Source organism: Bradyrhizobium nivariense (assembly GCF_029846695.2).
Classification (GTDB): Bacteria; Pseudomonadota; Alphaproteobacteria; order Rhizobiales; family Xanthobacteraceae; genus Bradyrhizobium.
In genome coordinates, this window is sequence record NZ_JARWCR020000033.1 from 50,425 (window position 1) to 72,437 (window position 22,013).

At 58.2% G+C, this 22,013-nt stretch carries 13 protein-coding genes and 3 pseudogenes; 11 read left to right on the forward strand and 5 right to left on the reverse strand.

What is annotated here, in order from left to right; genetic code table 11:
• Positions 1-313 precede the first annotated feature (313 nt).
• The 4 genes and pseudogenes from QCM77_RS25095 to QCM77_RS25110 all read left to right on the forward strand — a co-directional run.
• Positions 314-1,120, forward strand: a complete 807-nt coding sequence (locus QCM77_RS25095) for a LuxR C-terminal-related transcriptional regulator (protein ID WP_279685301.1) — start codon at positions 314-316, stop codon at positions 1,118-1,120.
• A gap of 778 nt (positions 1,121-1,898) precedes the next feature.
• Positions 1,899-2,476: pseudogene (locus tag QCM77_RS25100) on the forward strand (sugar transferase).
• A 321-nt stretch (positions 2,477-2,797) separates the two neighbouring features.
• Positions 2,798-2,971: a DUF2934 domain-containing protein gene (locus QCM77_RS25105; protein WP_279685303.1), complete on the forward strand. Its 174-nt coding sequence runs from the start codon at positions 2,798-2,800 to the stop codon at positions 2,969-2,971.
• 25 nt (positions 2,972-2,996) lie between these two features.
• Positions 2,997-3,047: pseudogene (locus tag QCM77_RS25110) on the forward strand (hypothetical protein); the annotation flags it as partial.
• A gap of 334 nt (positions 3,048-3,381) precedes the next feature.
• Here the strand turns inward: QCM77_RS25110 and galE are convergent.
• On the reverse strand, positions 3,382-4,407 hold the full coding sequence (galE, locus tag QCM77_RS25115; RefSeq protein ID WP_279685304.1) for a UDP-glucose 4-epimerase GalE: 1,026 nt from the start codon (positions 4,405-4,407) through the stop codon (positions 3,382-3,384).
• Positions 4,408-5,301: 894 nt separating this feature from the next.
• Here galE and QCM77_RS25120 point away from each other — a divergent pair.
• From QCM77_RS25120 to asnB, 4 genes are all read left to right on the forward strand, one after another.
• Positions 5,302-5,913 carry a 4'-phosphopantetheinyl transferase family protein gene (locus QCM77_RS25120; protein WP_279685305.1) on the forward strand — a complete coding sequence of 204 codons (612 nt, stop codon included), beginning with the start codon at positions 5,302-5,304 and terminating at the stop codon, positions 5,911-5,913.
• 50 nt (positions 5,914-5,963) lie between these two features.
• Positions 5,964-8,879 (forward strand): non-ribosomal peptide synthetase, encoded by a 2,916-nt coding sequence (locus QCM77_RS25125; protein WP_279685306.1) that lies wholly within the window; start codon positions 5,964-5,966, stop codon positions 8,877-8,879.
• A gap of 58 nt (positions 8,880-8,937) precedes the next feature.
• The gene (locus QCM77_RS25130) at positions 8,938-10,116 is read left to right on the forward strand and encodes an acyl-CoA dehydrogenase family protein (protein ID WP_279685307.1); all 1,179 of its coding nucleotides are present in this window, start codon (positions 8,938-8,940) and stop codon (positions 10,114-10,116) included.
• Positions 10,117-10,352: 236 nt separating this feature from the next.
• Positions 10,353-12,044: an asparagine synthase B gene (asnB, locus tag QCM77_RS25135; RefSeq protein ID WP_279685308.1), complete on the forward strand. Its 1,692-nt coding sequence runs from the start codon at positions 10,353-10,355 to the stop codon at positions 12,042-12,044.
• A gap of 286 nt (positions 12,045-12,330) precedes the next feature.
• Here asnB and QCM77_RS25140 read toward each other — a convergent pair whose 3' ends face one another.
• Both QCM77_RS25140 and QCM77_RS25145 read right to left on the reverse strand, forming a co-directional pair.
• Positions 12,331-13,338, reverse strand: coding sequence for an NAD-dependent epimerase (locus QCM77_RS25140; RefSeq protein WP_279685309.1), 1,008 nt, complete (start codon positions 13,336-13,338; stop codon positions 12,331-12,333).
• Positions 13,339-13,350: 12 nt separating this feature from the next.
• The gene (locus tag QCM77_RS25145) at positions 13,351-14,634 is read right to left on the reverse strand and encodes a nucleotide sugar dehydrogenase (protein ID WP_279685310.1); all 1,284 of its coding nucleotides are present in this window, start codon (positions 14,632-14,634) and stop codon (positions 13,351-13,353) included.
• Positions 14,635-15,403: 769 nt separating this feature from the next.
• Between QCM77_RS25145 and QCM77_RS25150 the strand changes: the two genes are divergently transcribed.
• The 3 genes from QCM77_RS25150 to QCM77_RS25160 all read left to right on the forward strand — a co-directional run bounded on the left by QCM77_RS25150 (position 15,404) and on the right by QCM77_RS25160 (position 20,943).
• Positions 15,404-17,188, forward strand: a complete 1,785-nt coding sequence (locus tag QCM77_RS25150; RefSeq protein ID WP_279685312.1) for a polysaccharide deacetylase family protein — start codon at positions 15,404-15,406, stop codon at positions 17,186-17,188.
• Positions 17,189-17,856: 668 nt separating this feature from the next.
• Positions 17,857-18,966: a glycosyltransferase family 4 protein gene (locus QCM77_RS25155; protein WP_279685313.1), complete on the forward strand. Its 1,110-nt coding sequence runs from the start codon at positions 17,857-17,859 to the stop codon at positions 18,964-18,966.
• Between the two features lie 516 nt (positions 18,967-19,482).
• On the forward strand, positions 19,483-20,943 hold the full coding sequence (locus tag QCM77_RS25160) for a lipopolysaccharide biosynthesis protein (protein ID WP_279685315.1): 1,461 nt from the start codon (positions 19,483-19,485) through the stop codon (positions 20,941-20,943).
• 701 nt (positions 20,944-21,644) lie between these two features.
• On the opposite strand, the gene QCM77_RS25165 is transcribed toward QCM77_RS25160, so the two are convergent.
• Both QCM77_RS25165 and QCM77_RS25170 read right to left on the reverse strand, forming a co-directional pair.
• Complete coding sequence (locus tag QCM77_RS25165) at positions 21,645-21,890, reverse strand: hypothetical protein (RefSeq protein ID WP_279685335.1); 246 nt, start codon at positions 21,888-21,890, stop codon at positions 21,645-21,647.
• A 2-nt stretch (positions 21,891-21,892) separates the two neighbouring features.
• A pseudogene (locus QCM77_RS25170) lies at positions 21,893-22,012 on the reverse strand (transposase domain-containing protein); the annotation flags it as partial.
• Between the last annotated feature and the right edge of the window lies 1 nt (position 22,013).

The window sequence follows — 22,013 nt, forward strand, 5'->3', positions numbered from 1 at the left end:
AAAATACTGGCACGGAAGCCGACGGATCCGCGAGTGCACCTACAACGAACGATATATATGGAAATGCAAAATTCGCATTTAACGTCCCAAAACGTTAACAAACAATTAAGGCCGGAAACTTGCCAAATGATGGCAAAGGCTGGAAGCACACAGCCGGGGTAGCACGAAAGGGTAGTGTACCAAGGACGATCACTAAGCGGCCTGTCAGGAGGCAGACGGACTGATCGGCGCAGATCGTTTTGACTTCAATGCTGATGGTTTTGAATTCCCAATGTTTCATCGCAGTCGTTTTTGCGTAGCGTAGGAGGGTAGAATGCCGAGGCGTCAATCTTACGAAACAATTCTTATTGGAAAAAACATTTTGGTCAGGGAGGGAATTTCGCGGATCCTACATGCGGCACATTTCCGGATCGTGCTCTCTGCTTCGAGCGCTGATGAACTACCAAGCGAACTCCAAGCACCTCAACTGCTGTTTCTCATCATCCACAACGGCGACAGTTTCGATCTCGCATTGGACCAGATACACTTCGTAAAAGCTCACTATCCTGATGCTCGAATCGCAGTCGTGTCGGATCATTATCGCCCAGATGAACTTGTTTTGGCCTATCGGGCCGGTGCGAGTGGCTATTTCGTGAACGTCAATTCTTGCGATGCCTTCATCAAATCCATTGAACTCGTGACGATGGGTGAGGCTGTCTTTCCTCCGGCATTCCTTTCGTTCGCGCTTGACGGCATCCTTGAGCGCGAAGCAGCACCAACCCTTGAGCGCGAAGCAGCACCAACCGAAGAGGTCGAGCACGGCATCGTGCTCGCCGCGGAGGAACAGGCTGCGCCACATCTTTCTCCACGCGAGAAGGCGATCTTGTCTTGTTTGATCGAGGGCAATTCCAACAAGTCCATCGCCCGAAAGATCGACATAGCTGAGGCGACCGTGAAAGTTCACGTCAAGGCGATCCTGCGCAAGATCCGGGTCCAGAACCGGACGCAGGCTGCGATCTGGGGAATGAACAATGGGACACCGGTGCACGCCGCAAATGGACACACCCTGCCCTCGATTATCCCTCTACATGCGCCTACCAGCTCATCGCAACTGCGCCTTCGGCAAGCGATAAAGAACTAATCCCGCGGTACGGCAACCGTCGCGCGGTTCGCAATCTTCTCGAAACGCCACAGCGGCCACGCTGTTGTGGCGTTTTTTTCGTGCATATCTCGACCGTCCAGGTCTACGCAGCGCAGTGATCGTGCCAGGATTTCTCGCGCTTGAACGCGCCGACCAGCGCAGCTCCACCTGCGCTCATCATTCGACACTCGATTGCGATCGCAGTGGGTCCACTGGATCATGTCCTCATACCCAGATCGTCTCATGCAAACGCACGAAGACGCGTCCGCTCAATTGCGCTTACGTTCTTTCCAACGCCGGTCCGATCGGCGCGCTGAGATCAGACTTGCGCAGGCGAAAGTACATAGTTGATCGATTGCAGACTCTAGCAATACGGAGGGTTTTATGAAGGGGGTTATTCAATGCGGCGAAGGAACACGCTTACGCCCACACCTGCCGAAGCCATTATGCCGATCGGTGCGCGTGCTGTTCTTGAGCTCGTCCTCAAATGGCTCAGTCGGAACGGGATCAGAGAGGTCTACGTCAGGACCGGATATCCGCGCCACCTCCTTCGCAGCGTCTGCGGGGACGGCAATCGGTGGGACATGCGCATCAACAACACCTAGGAGATGGAGCCGCTCGAAACCATTGGTCCACTGTCGTTGCTGCGACCAGCTCGTGAGCCGTTTCTCGTTCCTAATGGCGACGTGCTGACGAATCTGAATCTCAATCAGTTCGTGATCTGCCATCGGCGCGGCAACTCTCCACTCTCAGATCGCCACTCTGTGCCGGCCTCGCGATGGCATCACTTTCACCCGTGTCCGTCGTTGTCGCGTTTGTCATTTGTCTGGAGAGCGGACCGCCACTCCTGTTCTCGCAGCGCCGCATGGGCCAAAGCGGCGAACCGTTTCGCATGTACAAGTTTCGCAAGTTCAGCCCGAGCTGCGGCAGCGACGGCTCTTCCCTGATGACGCTGCAGGAGGATGAACGTATGACGGCCGTCGCCCGAATCCTCGCCGCGACCGGCTGGACGAGCTGCCGCAGCTCTGGAACGTCTTGCGGGACGATATGTCTCTCGTGGGGGCCCGGCCAGAGTCTCTCAGCTTTTCCGATTGCTTTCGCGACGGCTTCGAAAGCTGCTCGACTACAAGCCGGGCGTGTTTGGCTCGTGCCAGGTCCTGTTTAGACACGAAAACAGGATGTACCCCGCCGACACGCCCGCAGCAGGGGTATTATCGGAAGGTCCTGTTTCCAGCCAAGGCGAAAACCGACCTTGCCTATCTTCCGCACTGGACTCTCGGATCGGATTTCGGCTGGATTGCCCGTGTTCCACCATCTTCGCCAGCAACGGTCATCCGCGGCGAGGCGGTGTCGTAGACCGCCTGGCCCATGGGTGCTTGGAGCCGGTCTGCCGCGCGATCCGATCGAGCTCGGAGGAACGCGAGCAGTTTTCTCCATTCCCAACACGCCCGGTGCCACCCTCGAATGATTCCCCGAACTCCTGTGCAGCAGACCTCACCAGATCCTGATGCGCTTGGCGCCTGCTCGTTCGCATCAGCGACCACAAGACGGGCGTCAGTTAGATGCTTGTAGTCGATGAACAAAGAATACCTGAGGAGATAGCGGGCTCATCGATACGAGCAGAGGCGGCCAATCTCACGGTCAAAGCCCGCCGTTGGCTCATTAGGAGTAAGGCAGATGCGAGGTCTTCCAACCCAGAAGGACATCGAGTGCCGCGCATATCGGCTGTGGGAGCAAGCCGGGATGCCTAAGGGCGAGACCAAGAGTTTTTTTGAAGCGAAGCGGCAGCTGAAGAGAGAGCTGCTCCGCGACGAACCGTCGGTTGCCGGTACTCAGAAGAAACATCTATGAAACCCCAGACCGAGAAGACGTGGAAGTGGGAGCTTCGAACAAGGACATTGCGCGTCGGCTGAACATTTGCGACGAGACCACGAAGGTTCATCTTCACCATATCTTCCAGGAGCTCGAATCAGCAACCGGACAGTGCTCGCTGGGCTCGCGGTCTCGGTCTCGGATATTGACAATGGTGGCGCGGCATTTCCGTTGCGCGCCTCCGTTCGCTGGCGAGATGGCAGCGCATTGCAGTTCGTGCCGGCAGCCGACATTCGTGGATCGATGTGTTGAGACGGCTCTCGTCTGCCAAAAGGAGCCAACGCCGCTTTTTCCCACACTAGGATGGCCGGCGTTCGGCTTACAGCGACACCATAGCCAGACACAGTCGACGACTTGCGCCTCCGGATATCGTACAATCACGGCACGATCTATCGGCCTCCAGAGTTCGTACCACGATAGCCGTCGGGATTCTTGCATTGCCAGCGCCAATGGTCCGCGCACATTTCCTCCAGTGATCGCACCGATTTCCAGCCCAACTCCCTTTCCGCAAACGTAGGATCGGCAAAACAGACGGCGACATCACCGGCCCGGCGTTTGTCAATTTCAAATGGAACCGACCTGCCGCTCACGGCTTCAAATGTCCGAACAACGTCCAGAACGCTGCTGCCATTGCCCGTTCCAAAGTTCGCCGTAAGGAGTCCAGGCTGCTTCAGGTTATTCAATACACTCAGATGACCAGACGCAAGATCAACGACGTGAATGAAGTCGCGGATCCCAGTGCCATCCGGCGTGTCGTAATCGTTTCCCCAAATCTGCAGCTTCTCTCGTTTTCCGATCGCCACTTGCGCGACAAATGGCAGCAGATTGTTCGGAACGCCCTTGGGGTCTTCACCGATCAGCCCGCTTTCATGTGCGCCAACCGGATTGAAATATCGGAGAATCCCAATCCGCCAATCATTGTCGGACCGATAGAGATCCTTCAGCATTTCCTCGATGAAGAACTTGGTACGGCCGTATGGGTTTGTCGGTCCGAGAGGGTGGTGCTCATCGAGCGGCAGGTAGGTAGGTACACCGTAGACAGTGGCGGACGAGCTAAAGACGAGCGTCTTTACAGTTGCCCTGTTCATCGCCGAAACGAGGCGCATGGTTCCGAGCAGGTTGTTTTCATAATAGGTCATTGGCCGAATGCTGGATTCCGCTACCGCCTTCAGGCCCGCAAGATGGATAACCGCAGTTACTTCGTATGCGCAAAGTGTTTCGTAGATGGCCTCTTCATCCAGAATGTCGACGTGCCGAAAGGCGAGGGACCGCCCGCAGATGAGTTGTACCCGCTCAAGGGAGGCTTTGTTGCTGTTTGAGAGATTGTCGACTACGACGGCATCGAATCCAGCGTCCAGCAAGGCAATGCACACATGGGACCCGATATAGCCAGCGCCTCCAGTCAAAAGAATCATCTTGGACAGTTCCTGTGTTTACACAACCGGCCTTATTCCTGCGCATCCACCGTCTATGCTCTCAAAACTCAACCGCGGTAGCAGATGCTGCGACGCGACTGCGGCAAGAGGCTTCGCCGCAGGCCGCCTGAAGCTCGATGCGACCGGTGTCAGCAGCTTTGCCAGACTCCTCACGTTTCCAGCTGACTTCTCACCACAGCTGAGTGCAACGACGCCGAGGGATTACCTCCTTTGGCTTCGCTTGCCGACGCCGCGCCTCGTATCGTTCTTTCGCCTTCTTGATTCCCGCTGCTGCAGCCTACGCAATAGAATCCTGCCCGTTGGTTGCGTCGCCGCGCGTCCCGTAACTTCCCCATTCCGCAACGACCAGGGGTCATAGGTCTCTGCGAGCGAGAAGGCTGCCTGAGCGCTGCCAATCTGGACGGCGCGCTCCAGCACAATCCGCGTCCCACCTACATCGCTTGGTCGAGGAGCATGCTCGCGCGCGCGATGAGCTCTGCCGCAGCAGCCTCCTCAAGATGAAGCCGCGCACGGCGCGCCGTTCGCCGCCGCCTGTGCAATCCCAGTCACTGGATGGGAACTGGCAACAAATGGGTAATTACGATGGTCCATTGAGCCATTGCAGCGCGGGACTAAAATTTCGATCAGCAATCCGCTCAAATACCCGTTCCCAATCTATTGGTGGCGATCCGAATTAAAATTGGGCGTAGAAAGTAGGGTTTGATGGCTTTTCGCATTAGGGCCCGCGAGCGGAGCGAGTGGGGGAATCGTCGATATGGCATTGGTGGCCAGGACCGGCCGGGCGATCACGAGCTTGAATGCGGGGCTAGCGGCGCCAGCACTGCCCTCTCGAGCCTTTTGAATAAAGCAGTCGAGCTGAGACCCGGGATCATAATGCCGGTTTTCGAGAACGATGGATTGGAGGTCCTGGCATTCATGCTCGATGCGGAGCAGGACATCATCCGGCGGATAGGCGTTTGCCTCAACGAAGAGGAACGTCGACGCGCCCAGGGGTTAAGACTGGAGCAGGACCGCCGCCGCTTTGTTGCTACCCGTGGGCAGTTGCGCCGGGTCCTCGGTTCCAAACTGGGAATTTCGCCGTCCGAGGTCGAACTAGAGTATGGGCGGCTGGGCAAACCCCACCTTTCGTACCGTATGCCTGCGCGCGATTTGCGCTTCAGCGTCTCACGATCCGCAGATGTGGCGGTCGTGGCCCTCTCGACCAAGCAAGAGGTCGGGGTGGACATCGAGGCAGTTCTCCCTGTGCCCGAAGCGGACGAGATCGCGGCGCTCTGCTTTTCCGCCTCCGAGTATGCGTCCTACACCGCCCTTGGTCCGGAAGACCGGCTGGAAGGCTTCCTCCGGCGCTGGACCCGGCTGGAGGCTATCTCTAAGGCCCTGGGGTGCGGCTTAGGACAGCGCATTTCCTGGGATGAAAAGGATTGGGCTGTCCGAAGTTTCATACCGAAACCTGGATATATCGGGAGCGTGGTCGTTCGGAAATGAATGATCGTCCGGTGATGTGATTTGATTTTCTGCTCGATGGGAGCCATCTCATGAATGAAGTCCTACCTATCGCGGCGGAGGGCTTAGCGCTTGCCCTGCTGAAAGACGCCGATCATCAGGCGCTGGTTGTCGAGTACAACGCCACGGCAGCGCCCTACCCATCGGACAGGACGATCATCGATCTCTTCCGCGATCAGGTGACGCGTAGTCCTGATGCCGAAGCGATCCGCTTTGGTGATGCAACGCTGACGTACCGGCAGCTCGACGAACGCTCCAACCAGATGGCCACGCATTTGAGCTCGACCGGCGTAGGGCCGGGTCGGATTGCCGTGGTGTTCATGGAGCACTCTATTGAGGTCGTCGTCGCGATCTTAGGCGTCCTGAAGTCAGGCGCAGCTTATGTGCCGCTGGATGCGGCAACGCCAAAGGGGCGTATCGCAACAATCCTGAACGATATTTCCAACGGGACCGACGGGCGGCCGCCGGTGGCGATCACTCAGGCGCGCCTGCAATCCGCCATTTCCTCGAACCTTGCCGACATCTTCGTGCTCGACGCCGATTTCGGTTCGATTTCGAATCAGCCGGACTCGGCCCGGCCGTCCGCTGCCACGTCGGACGTCACCGCCTATATCATCTTCACCTCCGGCTCGACCGGCACTCCCAAGGGCGTCGAGATCGAGCACCGCAGCCTGGTGAACTACATCTGGTGGGCCGCTCGGGTGTACAGTTCCGGCGAACGTCTCACATGGCCCCTTTTCTCATCCCTCGCCTTCGACCTTACCGTCACAACGCTCTTCACGCCCCTCATCACCGGCGGCCGCATCGTGGTCTATCTTGGTGACCCCGGAGTGCAGAGCATGGTGGTGCTGAAGGTCATCGACGACAATGCCGTCGATATCATGAAGCTGACGCCTGCGCATCTCGCGATGATCCGCGACCGCAATCTTGAGACCACAAGACTGCGCAAGTTCATCGTGGGTGGCGAAGATTTCAAGACCGAGTTGGCTCGCGATATCACGAAAGCGATCCACCATCCTATCGAGATCTACAACGAGTACGGGCCAACCGAAGCCACAGTGGGCTGCATGATTCACCGTTTCGACATTGACCGGGATCAATCCGCATCGGTGCCGATCGGCGTTCCGGCCGCCAATGCGGGAATCTACATCCTTAGCAAGGCATATCACCCCACCGGCCCCGCCATCATCGGAGAGATGTTCATTGCCGGCGACGGTCTCGCGAGAGGTTATTTCAATCGGCCGGACCTGACCGACGAGCGCTTCCGCACGGCCGCCGATCCCCGAGGTGGGTCTTCGAATCTGCGGCTTTATAAGACGGGCGATCTCGCCCGCTGGAACTCGCAAGGGCGCCTGGAATTTCTCGGCCGCGCCGACCATCAGGTGAAGGTCGGTGGCACACGTATCGAGCTGGGCGAGATCGAAGCGCGGCTTCTCAGGCACCCGCACGTTCAGGAATGCGCTGTCGCTGCCATCGCCGCCTCGGTGGCGAAACCAGCGACACAAATAATGGCCCAAATCGGCTATGTCGAACCGCCAGCGGCCGACGACGGCATCGCACGACTTGTCGCCTACTATGTCTCGTCGAAACCCCCGACCGTGACGGACCTGCGCGCCCACCTCGCCGAAGAACTCTTGGAGTCCATGATTCCGACGCACTTTGTTCGCCTCGAGCGGATGCCACTCACGTCCAACGGCAAGATCGACCGCTCCTCGCTACCCGAGCCGACGGCAGAAAACATCCAGCCTGCACAAGACTTCGCCGCCCCCTCCACCGAGACCGAGAAGACGCTCGCCGCGCTGTGGTGCGATCTCTTGAAGATCAAGTCGATCGGACGTCGCGACAACTTCTTCGACTTGGGTGGGCACTCGCTCCTGGTGATCCGGGCGGTGTCGCGCGTGCGAAAGACCTTCGGCGTCGACGTGCAGCTTCGCAATCTGTTCGAGCGCCCGACTGTGGCCGAACTGGCGGAAGTGATCGACGGAATGCGCAGCGTGGCCGATACTCCTTCAGTCTCGGAGCAACCGAAAGAGGAAATCCTCCAGTTCCATGCCCGTGGCGATAGGCCTCCCCTGTACTTCTTCAATGGGGACCTCATCAGCGGCCACTTGACTGTGCGGCGGATGGCGGAGGTTTTCGGGCCTGATTACCCGATCATCTCCATCGATCCCCACGGACTTCGCGGGGAGCAGATTCCACCGTCGATCGAGGAGATGGCCGCCGACCGCCTGCCGCTGATCCTGGAACGGCAGGCGAGCGGCCCGTTCCTCCTGGGCGGCAAATGCAACGGCGCCGTGGTGGCGTTCGAGGCAGCCCGCCTGCTGATGGCAGCCGGCCACAAGGTTGATCTGGTTGCGATGGTCGACCCGCCGACCATCAATGCCCGTCCGGTGGCGCGGGCGATCATCAGGCTGATGAGGCCGCTAGTTTCGCCTTACCATCTGCGCTGGACTTATCAACTGTTGGTCCAACTGGAAATATTCCTCAAGGCGTCAACGAGCAAGAAAATTACTAAGCTGCTGAAGCGGCTGCGGATCGGGAATCTGCATGACGGTTTGTCCAATCCCGATGTTGATATCCCCCCGGTGTTATGGGACGTTTATTCACTCGCAATGGCGCGATATCTTCCTGCACCGCTCGAGGCACCTGTGAGTTTTTACGCGGCCGGCTCCAACGGTCGGGCGTGGCGGCTCAGCTCCCAACTCGAAGTAATTGAGGTGCCCGGGGAGCATAGTGACACCTTGGCCTCTGGCGCGGATCTGCTGGTTGACCATCTGCGGCAAAGAATTGACCTTCTGACTGACGGCGCGGCTCGGTCAATGAACCGTACGCGTCCGCCGACGCCTGCTGAGATGCAGGGGTTGTGGAAGGGCACGTCCAGCCCGAGCCGGCAGCCAATTGTCGGCCGCCATGCCATCGAACAACGACCGGGGACTGTAGATTTTTGAAACAACAAAACTGATATCTTCTGAACGGAGCTTTTGCGTTGGATTCACAGCAGAGCGGATGAAGATGATGGACAAAGCTTGGGTACCGCCGCGCGGACCGGGGCTGCCTTGGGTGGCGGGCGAGTATGAGTCCTTACGGGACCAGGTCCGCCGGTTCGTCGAGGAAGAGATCAAGCCCTGTGCGGATCGCTGGGAAGAAGACGGGTTCATTCCCCGTTCGATCCTGCGCCGCATGGGCGAACTAGGCTTCTTCGGCATCCGCTACCCGGCCGAGTATGGTGGTGCCGAGATGGACGTGGTCGCATCGACGGTCTTCGCCGAGGAACTCGGGCGCTCGACCTATTGCGGCGTCGCCGATGCGGTGCTGGTCCATACCGACATGGCTTCAGGGTATGTCTTTCACGATGGGACCAACGCCCAGCGCGCCCGCTGGATGCCGCGTATCATCAGCGGCGAAGTGATCACCGCGATCGCCATCACGGAGCCGGATGCGGGCTCGGACGTGAAGGCCATCCGCACGCGCGCGCTCCGAGAGGGCAACTCCTACGTCCTCGACGGCACGAAGCTCTACATCACGAACGGCGTCCACGCGAATCTCTACTGCGTCGCGGCCAAGACTGATCCCTCGGCAGGAAGCAACGGGATCACGATGTTCCTCGTCGAGAAGGGCACACCGGGCTTCCGCGTCGCCCGCGAGTTGGACAAGCACGGCTGGCGCTCCTCCGATACGGCAGAGCTCGTCTTCGACGGTTGCCGTATCCCGGCCGAGAACGTGCTCGGCGCGGAGGGACAGGGCTTCTACTGCATGATGCGCAACCTCCAGAACGAGCGCCTTGTGCTTGCCGCCATGGCGATAGGGACTGCCGAGGTGGCGATGGATATCACCCTCGCTTGGGTGAAAGCTCGCCGCGCATTCGGGGCCGTCCTATGGGATATGCAGGTGATCCGTCAACGTCTCGCTATGCTCTCTGCGAAAGTGGAGGCGGCCCGCCAGTTTCTCTATGCCACCGCTTGGCGCGTGGCGGCGGACGAAGATTGCATGCGCGAGATCTCCATGTTGAAGGCCATCTGTGGCGAACTCGTCAACGAGGTCGTGTATGCCTGCGTGCAGTTCCACGGAGCTATGGGCGTCATGCGCGAGAGTCCGATCGAGCGCATAGCGCGTGACGCCCGCATCCTATCCATCGCCGGCGGTGCGACGGAGGTGATGCTGGAAGTGGTCGCGTCAATGTCGTGAGCTTAATGCGGCAGCGAGGACATCGCTCTGGCGTTGAATATAGGAGGGCTTGCCATGAAGTGGATCTCAATAGGCCGAGACAGTCGAGAGCACCGTTCGAGGCCAGGCTCCGTGGCATTAAGCGGAAGCTGCGAGGCCTTGCTACGAGTCTGCCAGAACCTGCGGCTCCTTATTCCGTATTTGGGGACTAGTTCCTAGACGATCGGTTTGTCTCCTCATCATTAGGAGCTGTTCCCATGTGTTCGATCTTCGGTATTTTCGGCCTGCAGGCTGGCGACGACCTCCCGGCGCTGCGCCGCCGCTCCCTTGATCTGTCCCAGCGCCAGCGCCATCGCGGCCCGGACTGGAGCGGCGTCTACGTCGATGCCGCGGCCATCATGGTCCACGAGCGCCTGGCCATCGTCGACCCGGCCGGCGGCTCACAGCCGCTGCTGTCCGAGGATGGCGGCCTGGCCTTGGCAGTCAACGGCGAGATCTATAACCATCGCGAACTCAAGGCCGAACTGGTCCAGCCCTACGCCTTCCAGACCGGCTCGGACTGCGAGGTGATCAACGCGCTGTACCGCGAAGACAGCCCGGCCTCGTTCCTGAACCGCCTCAACGGCATCTTCGCGTTCGCGCTGTGGGACTGCCGGCAGCAGCGCGTGCTGATCGCGCGCGATCCGATCGGCGTGGTGCCGCTATACTGGGGCCATGACAAGGATGGCCGCCTGGTAGTCGCCTCCGAGCTGAAGTCGCTGGTCGACATCTGCGCTGACGCCGCGCAGTTCCCGCCGGGCCACTGGTACGACAACGCCACCGATACGTTGACCCGCTACTACGAGCGCCCGTGGCGCGACTACCACGCGGTCGAGGGCGTAGAAGCCGACCGCACCGCGCTGCGCGAAGCTTTCGAACGTGCGGTGCATCGCCAGCTGATGAGCGATGTGCCGTACGGGGTGCTGCTGTCCGGCGGCCTCGATTCGTCGCTGGTCGCTGCCGTTGCCACGCGTTACGCACGCCACCGCATCGAGGATAATGACCAAAGCGAGGCATGGTGGCCGCGCCTGCATTCGTTCGCCATCGGTCTGAAGGGCTCGCCCGACTTGGCCGCCGCAGCGATCGCCGCCGAGGCGTTGGGCACGGTGCACCACGGCTTCGAATACACCTTCGAAGAAGGCCTGGACGTCCTGCCGGACGTGATCCGCCACGTCGAAACCTACGACGTGACCACCATCCGCGCCTCCACGCCAATGTTCCTACTGGCGCGCCGGATCAAGGCGATGGGGGTGAAGATGGTGCTGTCCGGCGAGGGCAGCGACGAAATCTTCGGCGGCTACCTCTACTTCCACAAGGCGCCCAACGCGCGCGAATTCCACGAAGAGCTGGTGCGCAAGCTCGACGCGCTCAATAACTACGATTGCCTTCGCGCCAACAAGTCGATGATGGCCTGGGGCGTGGAACCGCGCGTGCCGTTCCTGGACCGCGAGTTCCTCGACGTGGCAATGTGCATCGATGCCAAGCACAAGATGGTCGGCAAGGGTGCCGACGGCGCGCGACGGATCGAAAAGGCGGTGCTGCGCGAAGCGTTCGAAGGCTATCTGCCGGATTCGATCCTGTGGCGGCAGAAGGAGCAGTTCAGCGATGGCGTAGGCTACGATTGGATCGACGGGTTGAAGGCACACGCCGAAGCGCAGGTCAGCAACCGGGTGATGGCCGCCGCCGACAAGCGCTTCGTGCACAACCCGCCGCAGACCAAGGAGGCGTACTACTACCGCCACCTGTTCGAGCAGTTCTTCCCAACTCAGGCGGCGGCCGAAACGGTGCCGAGTGGCAAATCGATCGCCTGCTCCTCGCCGGCGGCGATCGCCTGGGACGCCAGTTTCGCGGCGATGGCCGATCCGTCCGGGCGTGCCGTGGCCGGTGTGCACGAGCAGGCGCTGGCCTAATCGCAGGCACCGATCGACGGCGTGGTCGCGCCGTGACGATCCCGACCGGGGATCGCCGAGCTGGTCCGCGCGAACTCTTTTCACCCGCGCCCCCTTGGCTTTTACGGTGACGCCGACGGCACGCGCGCGGCCTATCCTTTGCGCGATCATCGCGACCATCGGTGCGCGGACGACCAACCGCGGTGCGATACGCGCCGCCCTAACAGCGATCGCGACGTTGGTAATAACGGTCGGACGATCGAAAAGCTGGGGTCAGAAACGCAAACGAGCGTATCCTGACCCTGTGTTAAAGCCGGTGATACTCACGATACCATTTCGCGAACCGTGCAACACCCTCGCCGATTGGCGTGGACGGGCGGAATCCGATGTCGCGTTCGAGCTCGGCAGTATCGGCGTAGGTCGCCTCGACGTCGCCGGGCTGCATCGGAAGCATTTCCTTGATTGCCGTCCTGCCGAACTCCTTCTCCAGCAGAGATACCACATCCATCAGATCTTCAGGACGGTTGTTGCCGACATTGTAAATTTTCCAAGGGGCGCTGCTGGTCGCGGGATCGGCGGGCGGGCCCGACTGTCCCTGGGGTGGACGGTCGATCAGGCGTACGATCGCCTGGCTCACGTCATCGACATAGGTGAAGTCGCGCCGCATCGCTCCATTGTTAAACAGCCTGATCGGTTCGCCGGCAAGGATTGCCTTGGCAAAGATGAACATCGCCATGTCCGGCCGGCCCCAGGGACCATAGACCGTGAAGAACCGCAGGCCGGTCGCTGGAATGCGATAGAGATGGCTGTAGGCATGCGCCATCAGCTCGTTGGCTTTCTTGGAGGCGGCATAGAGGCTGATCGGATGGTCGACATTGTCCCGCACCGAAAAGGGCAGCTTCGTATTCGCGCCGTACACTGACGACGAGGACGCGAAGACGAGATGCCGGCACCCATTGTGACGACAGCCCTCCAGCACATTGATGAACCCATCGAGATTCGCATCGACATAAGCGTACGGATTTTGCAGTGAATAGCGAACGCCGGCTTGAGCCGCGAGGTGAATCACGATTGGGAATCGATGCTGTTCGAACAGTGCGCTTGATGCCGCGCGATCGGCTAGATCGTGCTTCACAAAACTGAAATTCGGATCGCGCTTGAGAAGCTCGAGGCGCGCTTCTTTCAACTTGGGGTCGTAGTAGGCATTGATACTGTCAGCGCCGACCACTTCGCGACCATTAGCTAAGAGTTGTCGAGCAACATGAAAACCAATGAAGCCTGCAGCTCCGGTAACCAGTACTTTGTCGTTCGGCATCTTGTCTCCGGATCAGAGCCGCCACAGTTCGATAACGGCGGGCTTTGCGACACGATCGAGCTTTGTCTTGATGTCGAGCACGAGGCCTGAGCCATCGCGCAGCAGGCGTTGAACCAACGGCCAGCCACCATCCACATAGGGCTGATGGGCGACGGCGAGAATGATGGCATCTGCGGGCTGTAGCGCGTGCAGCTCAGTCAACGTGACCCCAAATTCATGCCGGGCATCGGCGGCGTTCACCAGCGGATCATGGATCTGCACTGTGAGCCCGAAAGACTGAAGCTCGCGAACGATGTCGATGACGCGGGAGTTGCGCGTGTCAGGAACGTTTTCCTTGAAGGTCAACCCTAGGATGGTCACAATCCCGGTCTGAGCCTTGCGCCGCAATAGCCCACGAACGCATTCGCGCGCCACTCGCTGACCCATGCCGTCGTTGATGCGTCGCCCGGCGAGAATTACCTCGGGATGATAACCAGCCTTTTCGGCACGATAGGTCAGGTAATAGGGATCGACGCCGATACAGTGGCCGCCGACAAGTCCCGGCTGGAACGGCATGAAATTCCATTTGGTCCGCGCCGCAGCCAGGACGTCGCCAGTATCGATATCAAGCGCCTGGAATATAAGCGACAGTTCGTTCATGAAGGCGATATTCAGATCGCGCTGGGTATTCTCGATGACTTTCGCAGCTTCGGCTACGCGGATCGAGGGAGCACGGTGAACGCCGGCGCTGACCACAGATCCGTAGACATCCGCCACGATCTCAAGCGTTCTGGCATCCTGCGCCGAAACCACCTTGGTAATCGTTTCGAAGCGGTGCTCCTTGTCGCCGGGATTGATCCGCTCGGGCGAATAACCGACGGTAAAGTCTACTCCAGCCTCCAGGTGAGAGTTTTGCTCAAGAACCGGAATGCAGTCCTCCTCCACGGCGCCGGGGTATACGGTTGATTCAAAAACGACGATATCGCCCCTCTTGAGCACCGCGCCCACCGACCGCGACGCCGCGATCATCGCGCGCAGGTCCGGATTCCGCGCCTCGTCAATCGGAGTTGGTACTGTGACGATGAAGAAATCGGCCTTCGCCATTTCAGCCGGGTCGACGGTAAAAACTAGCGTTTCCTGACGCAAATCACCGCCGTCAACCTCACGGGTCCGGTCCTTTCCTTCTCTCAGTTCAGCGACACGTCTGAGATCCACGTCGAATCCAACGACCGGAACTCCCGAACGTGCAAACGACACAGCCACGGGCAACCCCACGTAACCGAGCCCAATCACCGCAATTTTTCGGCCGTGCATCATAGTTGACGTCCAGTCGTCCCTTGAAATGGCTCAGGTCCTGGTGAGCACTGCTATGTGAAAGTAATTCCCTCGGCGGCGGCGCCAGCTCCTGCGAAGCGCATTCGAATCCGACAACCCGTCGCGATCACGTGCGCGGATGATCCACTGATCATAGGCAAACTTCGCGCCGCGCACGAACCCTTTCGGACTACCCCCTCGACCTTCTCGCTTCACACTGCTCGACCCGATGCCCTGAGCAGAAATCGACCGATTGGTCGATCACCACGATTCCTTTCGACGTCCGCGAGGATTTCGGCCTCCTGCGTTCGTGCATGCCCTGCGCCCATCCGTCGGCTGATGCAGATCAATCCGCGGCCATGGAGGGCCGTCCGGTAAGAAGCCTTTTAAACGCAGTCGGGACGAGCGATAGTCGCGCAAGGCGATGAGAATTGGAGCACTAGGCACGCACATCATGAACCGCGAGTTACGCCGCTCCAGGAATTGGAAGCGCTCGAGACATTATCGCGGGAGCCATCGTCGAAAGTCAGAGCCGCATAACGGCGCGATCGATCATTCCTTCTCAAGACATTCATCGAGGCTGACGACTCCTGGATTTTCGCAGTGCAAAATGCTGACTTTTGCGCCGCGCAATCATAACGTTCTGCAGGCTGGTACAAGATGGCACAGGGCTCGGTACCTCCAAGGGCACATTGATCAGACAGTCGCGCTAAGGCTAAGACATTGCGCTCTCGCCATTGAGCGCAAACAGCCAGGAAGGAACGCCGACGCCATGGACACCGGCTCTTCGATCGCGCTCCTGCTTCGCAGCGACACTCCATCGCCCGACGATTGCAACCTTGCTGAAATTCTCGACTTTTTCGGAGTTCCATGGACGGCGCTGACGGTCAGCGAAGCGAACGGGGGCAATGTGGCCTCGCTGGCGGCAAGTCATCCGCAGTTCTCCATCCTGACTTCCGCGGCCTGTCTCGCCGAAACCCTGCAGTCCTGCAAGGTCGGAACATTTCCGGCTTGGTTGGCGGCAGCAGCTTCCGTATTCGTCTATGGATTTCAAGCTGCGGATCCCTGCAGGGCTCTGCTGCGCCAGATCACGGGAGACCCCGAGGCGGACATCCGCGGCATCGACCCGCGGCTGATAACCGTGTCCATCACTGATACTTTCCCAGACATGTGCGGGCCAATGTCGGCCCTGCGTATCCAACTGGAGTCCGGCGCCGCCGATGCGGCGCTTGTGATCCGGCATGGTGCCGAATTGCAGAGTATCGTCGCGGCGTCCGAGGGACACCTGTTCGCCGAATTTGCTCATTCTGGCGTGCGCTTTTTTGTCGATGCGTCACTGGCGATGGTGGACATTCGCGAACGCGCTGCGACCTATTTTGATGTGAAGAAGCGTTTCGCCGGTGCGGTGCCAATCGTGATGTATCTGAAGTGGTCGTTCCGCGACGTCTGTTGGACCACCTCCGAAATAAACGCATGCCTGACCATCGACGATCCACTCCTGAGGCCACGGTACGGATTTCTCGATTTTGGCGAACTACTGCAGTTAGCCAACAAGCACACGTTCGCGACGACCCTCGCCTTCATTCCATGGAACTGGCACCGAACAAATCGTGACACCATTGCCGCCTTTCGGCAAAATAGCGTAAAATTGTCGGTCTGCGTGCACGGCTGCGATCACACCCGTGGCGAATTTTCAGCCCGTTCAGCCGAACTACTCGACAGAAAGCTAAGGACCGCCCGGCGTCGGATGCAGTCCCTTCTCAACAAGACCGCACTTGACTACGACAACGTGATGGTTTTCCCGCAAGGGGCATTCTCGCCCGAGGCAGTGTCGGCTCTCAAGCGAAATGGCTTCGTCGCAGCAGTGAACACCGGAGTCGCACCAGCCGACGTTGCCTTGAACGAAACGACACTTGCTGACCTCTGGAGTGTCGCCATCACCCGGTATGGGGGATTCTCGATCTATACCCGGCGGTACATTGACCACGGCATCGAAAACTTCGCATTTGACGGACTCCTGGGCAAGCCGTGCTTGCTTGTCGGGCATCACGACCTTTTCCGGGACCGCGGCAGCGAACTATCGGAGTTCGTCCGACAGCTTGCACGCTTGCGGTGGAAACTCTGTTGGCGAACTCTCGGGGACGCCGTTTGCCGGAGCTACAGCATTCGACGCGACGGCGGAACAATCATAGTAAGGATGTTTGCTGAACAACTCCGCTTCGAAAACATGGAGGCGGTGACGCGACGGATCCGGGTGGTGAAGCCGGACTCACAGATCGATTCTTTGAAAGATTTTACAGTCAACCAAGACGTCGCCGCGTACGAATACATCGATGGATGTCTTCGATTGATCGTCAATATCCCGCCCGGCAAGACGGCGGACATACGCTGCGTTTATCACGAACAGCGGAATGATTTCCTGGTTTCAGAATCGGTCTCATACCGACTTAAAGTGGCGGTTCGGCGATATCTATCCGAACTTCGCGACAATTGCAGGGCCTACCTGTTTCGTTTCGCTAGCCGGGAGACAGGCCCGTCTTCGCCAAAACCAGAATAGGTAGCCCCAAAAAGTTGAAGCTCAGCGCGGATGCAAGGATACACTCGGGTACAGAATCTTGCATATTGCGCCCGTCAAAGTGCATTCCACGATAAATCCCGCTGCGAAGCGCGCCGTGCCGAAGGTCGTCAAACCGCTTTGGCAAAGGACAGGGAACATTATGATTATTCTCGGCTTGGCTTCGGGCGGCGCTGATGGCTTTTGCGAGCCTAGGCTCCAAGTCTGATTGGAAGGCCATGCTTGCGCTGACGGCGCGGTGGACAATGCGAGAGCCAGAGTTTGAGCGAGTGGGTCTCAGCGATCGAATATCGGTGCCCGGTTGGGTCGATTTAGCGCATCGAAGCAGGCCGCCAAATATTCCGGCGCTTCCACCCTTTGGTGCAAATTTCTTGATGTCGATGATTGAGATAACCTCGCGCTCACAGCGCGGCCGCCATTTGTACCCCAGTCGCGCCGTTTCCGGATATTAGTGAGCACGAGAGGATTGGACTGATCGTCAAACCAACCAGTACCGAGAGGAGCGCTGCATTGAGTCTCCGCTTCATTGAAGCTGCGCACTTGAGACGGCGTATAGGAGAAAATGGGAAGGCTTTACGTCGACATTGAAGTTTACGCTGAGCGCATCGTTGCGACCTGGACGGAATTAGTCGACGCGGGAGAGCGCTAACATGCGTATATTGCACTTTACCGAACGTCTGGGCCCGGGAGGGAAAGAACGACAAATCGTCGAATTGTTGCGGGGGCTTTCCGCCGACCGTGACATAAAATCATTTGTGGCGGTTACAGACGAAGAGAAAGTTCGTTACGAAGTTGACCCTGAACACGCGGAAATCATTCAGCTCGTCCGGAAACGGAGGAGAGATTTGCGCCTGTTCAAGAGTTTGCACGAACTGGTGTCCAATTTGAGAATAGATATCGTTCACTCCTGGAGCCCGATGTGTTCCGTTTATGCAGCTCCGATTGCGAAACTCTGCGGCTCCGCTTTCGTTAATGGCTTTGTGCGAGACGCGCCGCCGCATCTGTCGCGGTGGGATAAAGACTATCTAATGGGCAAATTGACTGTCCCATTTTCGGATATTGTAGTCGCCAACTCGCGGGCGGGCCTCGCTGCCTACCAAATTCCCCAGCGCAAAGGTTTTTGTATCTACAATGGGTTCGATCCTGAAAGAATCTCTAAGCTAACGGATGAGGCAGAACTTCGCAGCATTCTGGGAATCTCGACACCTCACGTTGTGGGGATGGTTGCGCACTTTACGCCTAGAAAGGACTATCCAACCTTTGTCGAAATGGCATGCCGCATTTGCCAGCTTCGGGAGGATGTTACCTTTGTGACCGTCGGCACCGGACAAATGTTATCGCAGGTGCGCGATAGCGTCCCGCCGGAATATTCGTCACGCATAAAGTTTCTGGGTCTGCGGAAAGATGTAGAAAGTATCGCCAATCTCTTCACCGTGGGAGTTCTCGTTAGCCACAGCGGGGAGGGTTTTTCCAACGCAATAACCGAATGCATGGCGTTGGGTAAGCCCGTTGTAGCAACAAGGGATGGGGGCAATCCTGAATTGATCCTCGAAGGACAGACGGGATTTCTTGTGCCGCGCCACGACGCGGTAGTTTTGACTGATCGCGTGCTCAAGCTCCTCGATAATCGCGGGCTTGCTAGTGAATTCGGTATGGAGGGCCGCCGGCGTATCGAGACGTCATTCTCGCTCGATACGATGACTAACGCGTATCTCGGCCTTTATCGACGGGTGGCAGATAGGAGGGCACGCGCGACTTGAGCCAGTAAGCCATCGCTAGAGTTCCAAGCGTGGCTGCCAAGGATTGGATGCGAGGGGCGGATCGAAATGCGAAGTGATGCTCCATCTGGCCGAATGGGCTCAAATCAGCTCAGGACCGCCCCCGTTGCAAAGTGAAGGAAGAATTCAAGAGCCGGTCGGGTCAACGTCCCTCGCCTACGTCGACGATGACTGTTTTACCGGCATACTCCCGAATGGGTAGCCACTCAGCCACTGGTGGACTCGATCGAAGTGCTTCTATTCTTGGCCGTTTTGCTTACACTTGCTCAAAATGGCGCTACGATGTGATTTCTCCGATGACGCTCTGCTGCTCAATCGACAATCGATGAATGGCCGAGACACACATCGTCGTGGCAACGGCTGAACGGCCTGCTGCCTCAACAAGGGCTATGAACTGCGCGGCGATGCATCGGCGACTGCTGGCGACACAGGAAGGGGGCGGCCGATGTTTCTGACCAGCTTTGTTTTCATCGCCGGTAGCGCCTAGGCTGCTGGTCCATGGCATCAATAATACGTCAAGGCGTTGCACTCTCCGCCGCACGCTACATCGAACAGGCCATCACGATATTGACGCCGGTCGTTCTAGTCCGAACGATCGGTCCCACAGAGTTCGGCGAATATCGGCTGTTCTGGCTGCTTGTAACTACCGTAACATTGCTGTTCCCCTTTGACGTGCCCCGCAGCTTGCTTTTCTTCTTTGTCCGTTTGGATTCAGAAGGACGCCGGATTTACGTCGGGCAGACGGTGCTGTTCTTGCTCGCGACAACGACGATCGCGGCCCTTCTGATTTTTGCCTCTGGCAATGCCCTTCCCTCGGGCATGAAAAACTTGCTGCACGACCGTGGGTTTTTGCTCGTTGGTTTCCTGTTTGCCTGGAATTTGGGCTTAATGCTCGATGTACTACCCAATGCCGCAGGGCAGATTCGCTGGCAGGCACAAGCTATCGTGGCGACATCTGTGCTTCGGGCCGCGCTCATTCTTTCCGCGGCAGCATTTTTTCAAGAACTTGAACCGGTGCTGGTTGCGACATTGATCGCCGCCTGCGTGCGCCTTGGGTTTTTGGCCTATTTCATTGCACGCTATTGCGGTATTCGACTGTACCCGCTGGACAAGCCGAAAATCCGTCAACAGCTTCGGTATGCTGCTCCATTTGGCGTGGCCACGTTGCTATTCCATATGCGGAAACAGACCGAGCAATGGATTGTTGCCACGGTGTTTTCACCGACAGTTTTCGGCGTCTTTTCGATTGCAACAACGCTCACGATGCCCACTGAAGTCCTGAGATTCGGAGTGGCGAATTTGCTCTTGCCCACAATGAGCCATCTCCATGCACTTGGTGATCAAGAAAAACTGTTGCGTCTCAATAGCCAAGGCAACGTGATCCTCAGTGCGATTATATTCCCCACGATTGCAGCTTTATTCGCCTTTTCCCCTGAAATCATCCAGTTCCTGTTTACGAAGGAGTACGTGAGCGGCTCGCCGGTGTTGCGTATCTATCTGGTTCAGACCTTGGTTTATTCGATAGAAATTAGCACTCTGCTAAATGTGTTCCAACAGGGGCTGTCGAGCATGCGGTATGAAGCCCTATGTTTTCCATTCGCCCTAGTCTCCAGTTTAATCGGCATCTGGTACTACGGTTTACCTGGCGCAGCTGTAGGCTCGGTATTGGCTAGTTTGATGGTGTACGCGCTCGTTCTAAAGAGGCTTTCAGAGGTGACGAGCGTTCCTATCGGAAAATTGCAGGATTGGAAGAACCTTGGAAAACTCTGGAGCGCATCCGTAGTTTGCGCCCTTGTAGCACGTTTTTCGGCTGACCTGCTGAACCCACCGACTCCAATTGCCGCGATAGGCGGGCCTGCTGCAGTGTTGGTGTTTTATGTTATCATCTTGTTCGCGACGGGGTACCATCGAACGCTAGCTGAGATACGAAGACAATGGGGAGCTATCCGCGTTGTTTAGTTCTTCGCATGCAACACCCGATCGTGGCTCTTTGGCGTTTTTCCGCTCGAAATTTGGGGTGTCAGCAGCGAGCCCTGCTCTCATCGGGCGCGTACGATGCACCCGCACGATTATCCGAACCTACCGTTACAGGTCTTGGTAACCGCCGCCATCAGCCTGTCCCAGATGCCGGCCTTGCGCCAACGAAGCTGAGGCCGTTCAGGCGTTGAAGTGCCAGGCCTGAGGGTATCGATCTCAGAGATCGGCTAGCCCTGCCCGATCCTCTCGAGAGTTTCTGTGAGCCAGGCACAAGATCGGCGTTCTTCATCTTTGCTCTCCGCATAAGAGAACTGGAGAGGCTGGTGATGGAGCGTGGCAAGCCAAAGGTGGTGGTGCGGATTCCGATGATCTCGCCCGGGTGTACCGATTTGATCTCGCCCAGGATTCCGAGATGATCTCGCCCACCCTTCCGATTTGATGTCGCCCGGGGCGCGGGGCGTTCTGGCTGTCTGGTTTGCGGCATCGGCGAAGCCGCGTGGTCAATCTTGAATCGCGACTCGAAGGGCTTGTTTTTCTGCTGCTGCTCCTGCTGTGGGCATGTGGGCAACGCGCTTCGCGTTGTCCAAGCGTAGCGGCATGTCCACAGCGCCACTGGCTCAGGCCTTTCGGCCGGGTTTGCGGGTTCGTCGTACGCATCTGGCGTGGGCCGCAAGCTCATTGGATTATTCTGACGGCCAGCGCTTAAGCAGCTCCGGGCTTTCCTTGTACATCCGGACGAGTTCGATCAGGTTTTCGATTCCGAAGTCAGTGAAGGCCTGGATGCCATGTTCTCCGACGCCATAGACCCAGATGGCGCCGTCTTCGATCTCCATTTCATTGGCGACGTCTCGCAGCCAGTCTTCGTCTTCGTCAAGATCCTCGGCAACACGGTTAATGGTGGTGACGTGATGAACCTTGTTGACGTGCATGGTTACGCCGCTCGAGCGGGGATCGCTGATGCCGACGTCCAATTCCAGGGAAGCAGTTCGTCCAGCCGATGAACTGGATGAGCGGAGATTCGGGCAAGGACGTCGGTGAGCCATGCCTGCGGC

Coding starts and splice junctions, on each gene's coding strand:
- QCM77_RS25095 (WP_279685301.1), top strand. CDS start 314: ATGCCGAGGCGTCAATCTTACGAAACAATTCTTATTGGAAAAAACATT.
- QCM77_RS25105 (WP_279685303.1), top strand. CDS start 2,798: ATGCGAGGTCTTCCAACCCAGAAGGACATCGAGTGCCGCGCATATCGG.
- galE (WP_279685304.1), bottom strand. CDS start 4,407: ATGATTCTTTTGACTGGAGGCGCTGGCTATATCGGGTCCCATGTGTGC.
- QCM77_RS25120 (WP_279685305.1), top strand. CDS start 5,302: ATGCCGGTTTTCGAGAACGATGGATTGGAGGTCCTGGCATTCATGCTC.
- QCM77_RS25125 (WP_279685306.1), top strand. CDS start 5,964: ATGAATGAAGTCCTACCTATCGCGGCGGAGGGCTTAGCGCTTGCCCTG.
- QCM77_RS25130 (WP_279685307.1), top strand. CDS start 8,938: ATGAAGATGATGGACAAAGCTTGGGTACCGCCGCGCGGACCGGGGCTG.
- asnB (WP_279685308.1), top strand. CDS start 10,353: ATGTGTTCGATCTTCGGTATTTTCGGCCTGCAGGCTGGCGACGACCTC.
- QCM77_RS25140 (WP_279685309.1), bottom strand. CDS start 13,338: ATGCCGAACGACAAAGTACTGGTTACCGGAGCTGCAGGCTTCATTGGT.
- QCM77_RS25145 (WP_279685310.1), bottom strand. CDS start 14,634: ATGATGCACGGCCGAAAAATTGCGGTGATTGGGCTCGGTTACGTGGGG.
- QCM77_RS25150 (WP_279685312.1), top strand. CDS start 15,404: ATGGACACCGGCTCTTCGATCGCGCTCCTGCTTCGCAGCGACACTCCA.
- QCM77_RS25155 (WP_279685313.1), top strand. CDS start 17,857: ATGCGTATATTGCACTTTACCGAACGTCTGGGCCCGGGAGGGAAAGAA.
- QCM77_RS25160 (WP_279685315.1), top strand. CDS start 19,483: ATGGCATCAATAATACGTCAAGGCGTTGCACTCTCCGCCGCACGCTAC.
- QCM77_RS25165 (WP_279685335.1), bottom strand. CDS start 21,890: ATGCACGTCAACAAGGTTCATCACGTCACCACCATTAACCGTGTTGCC.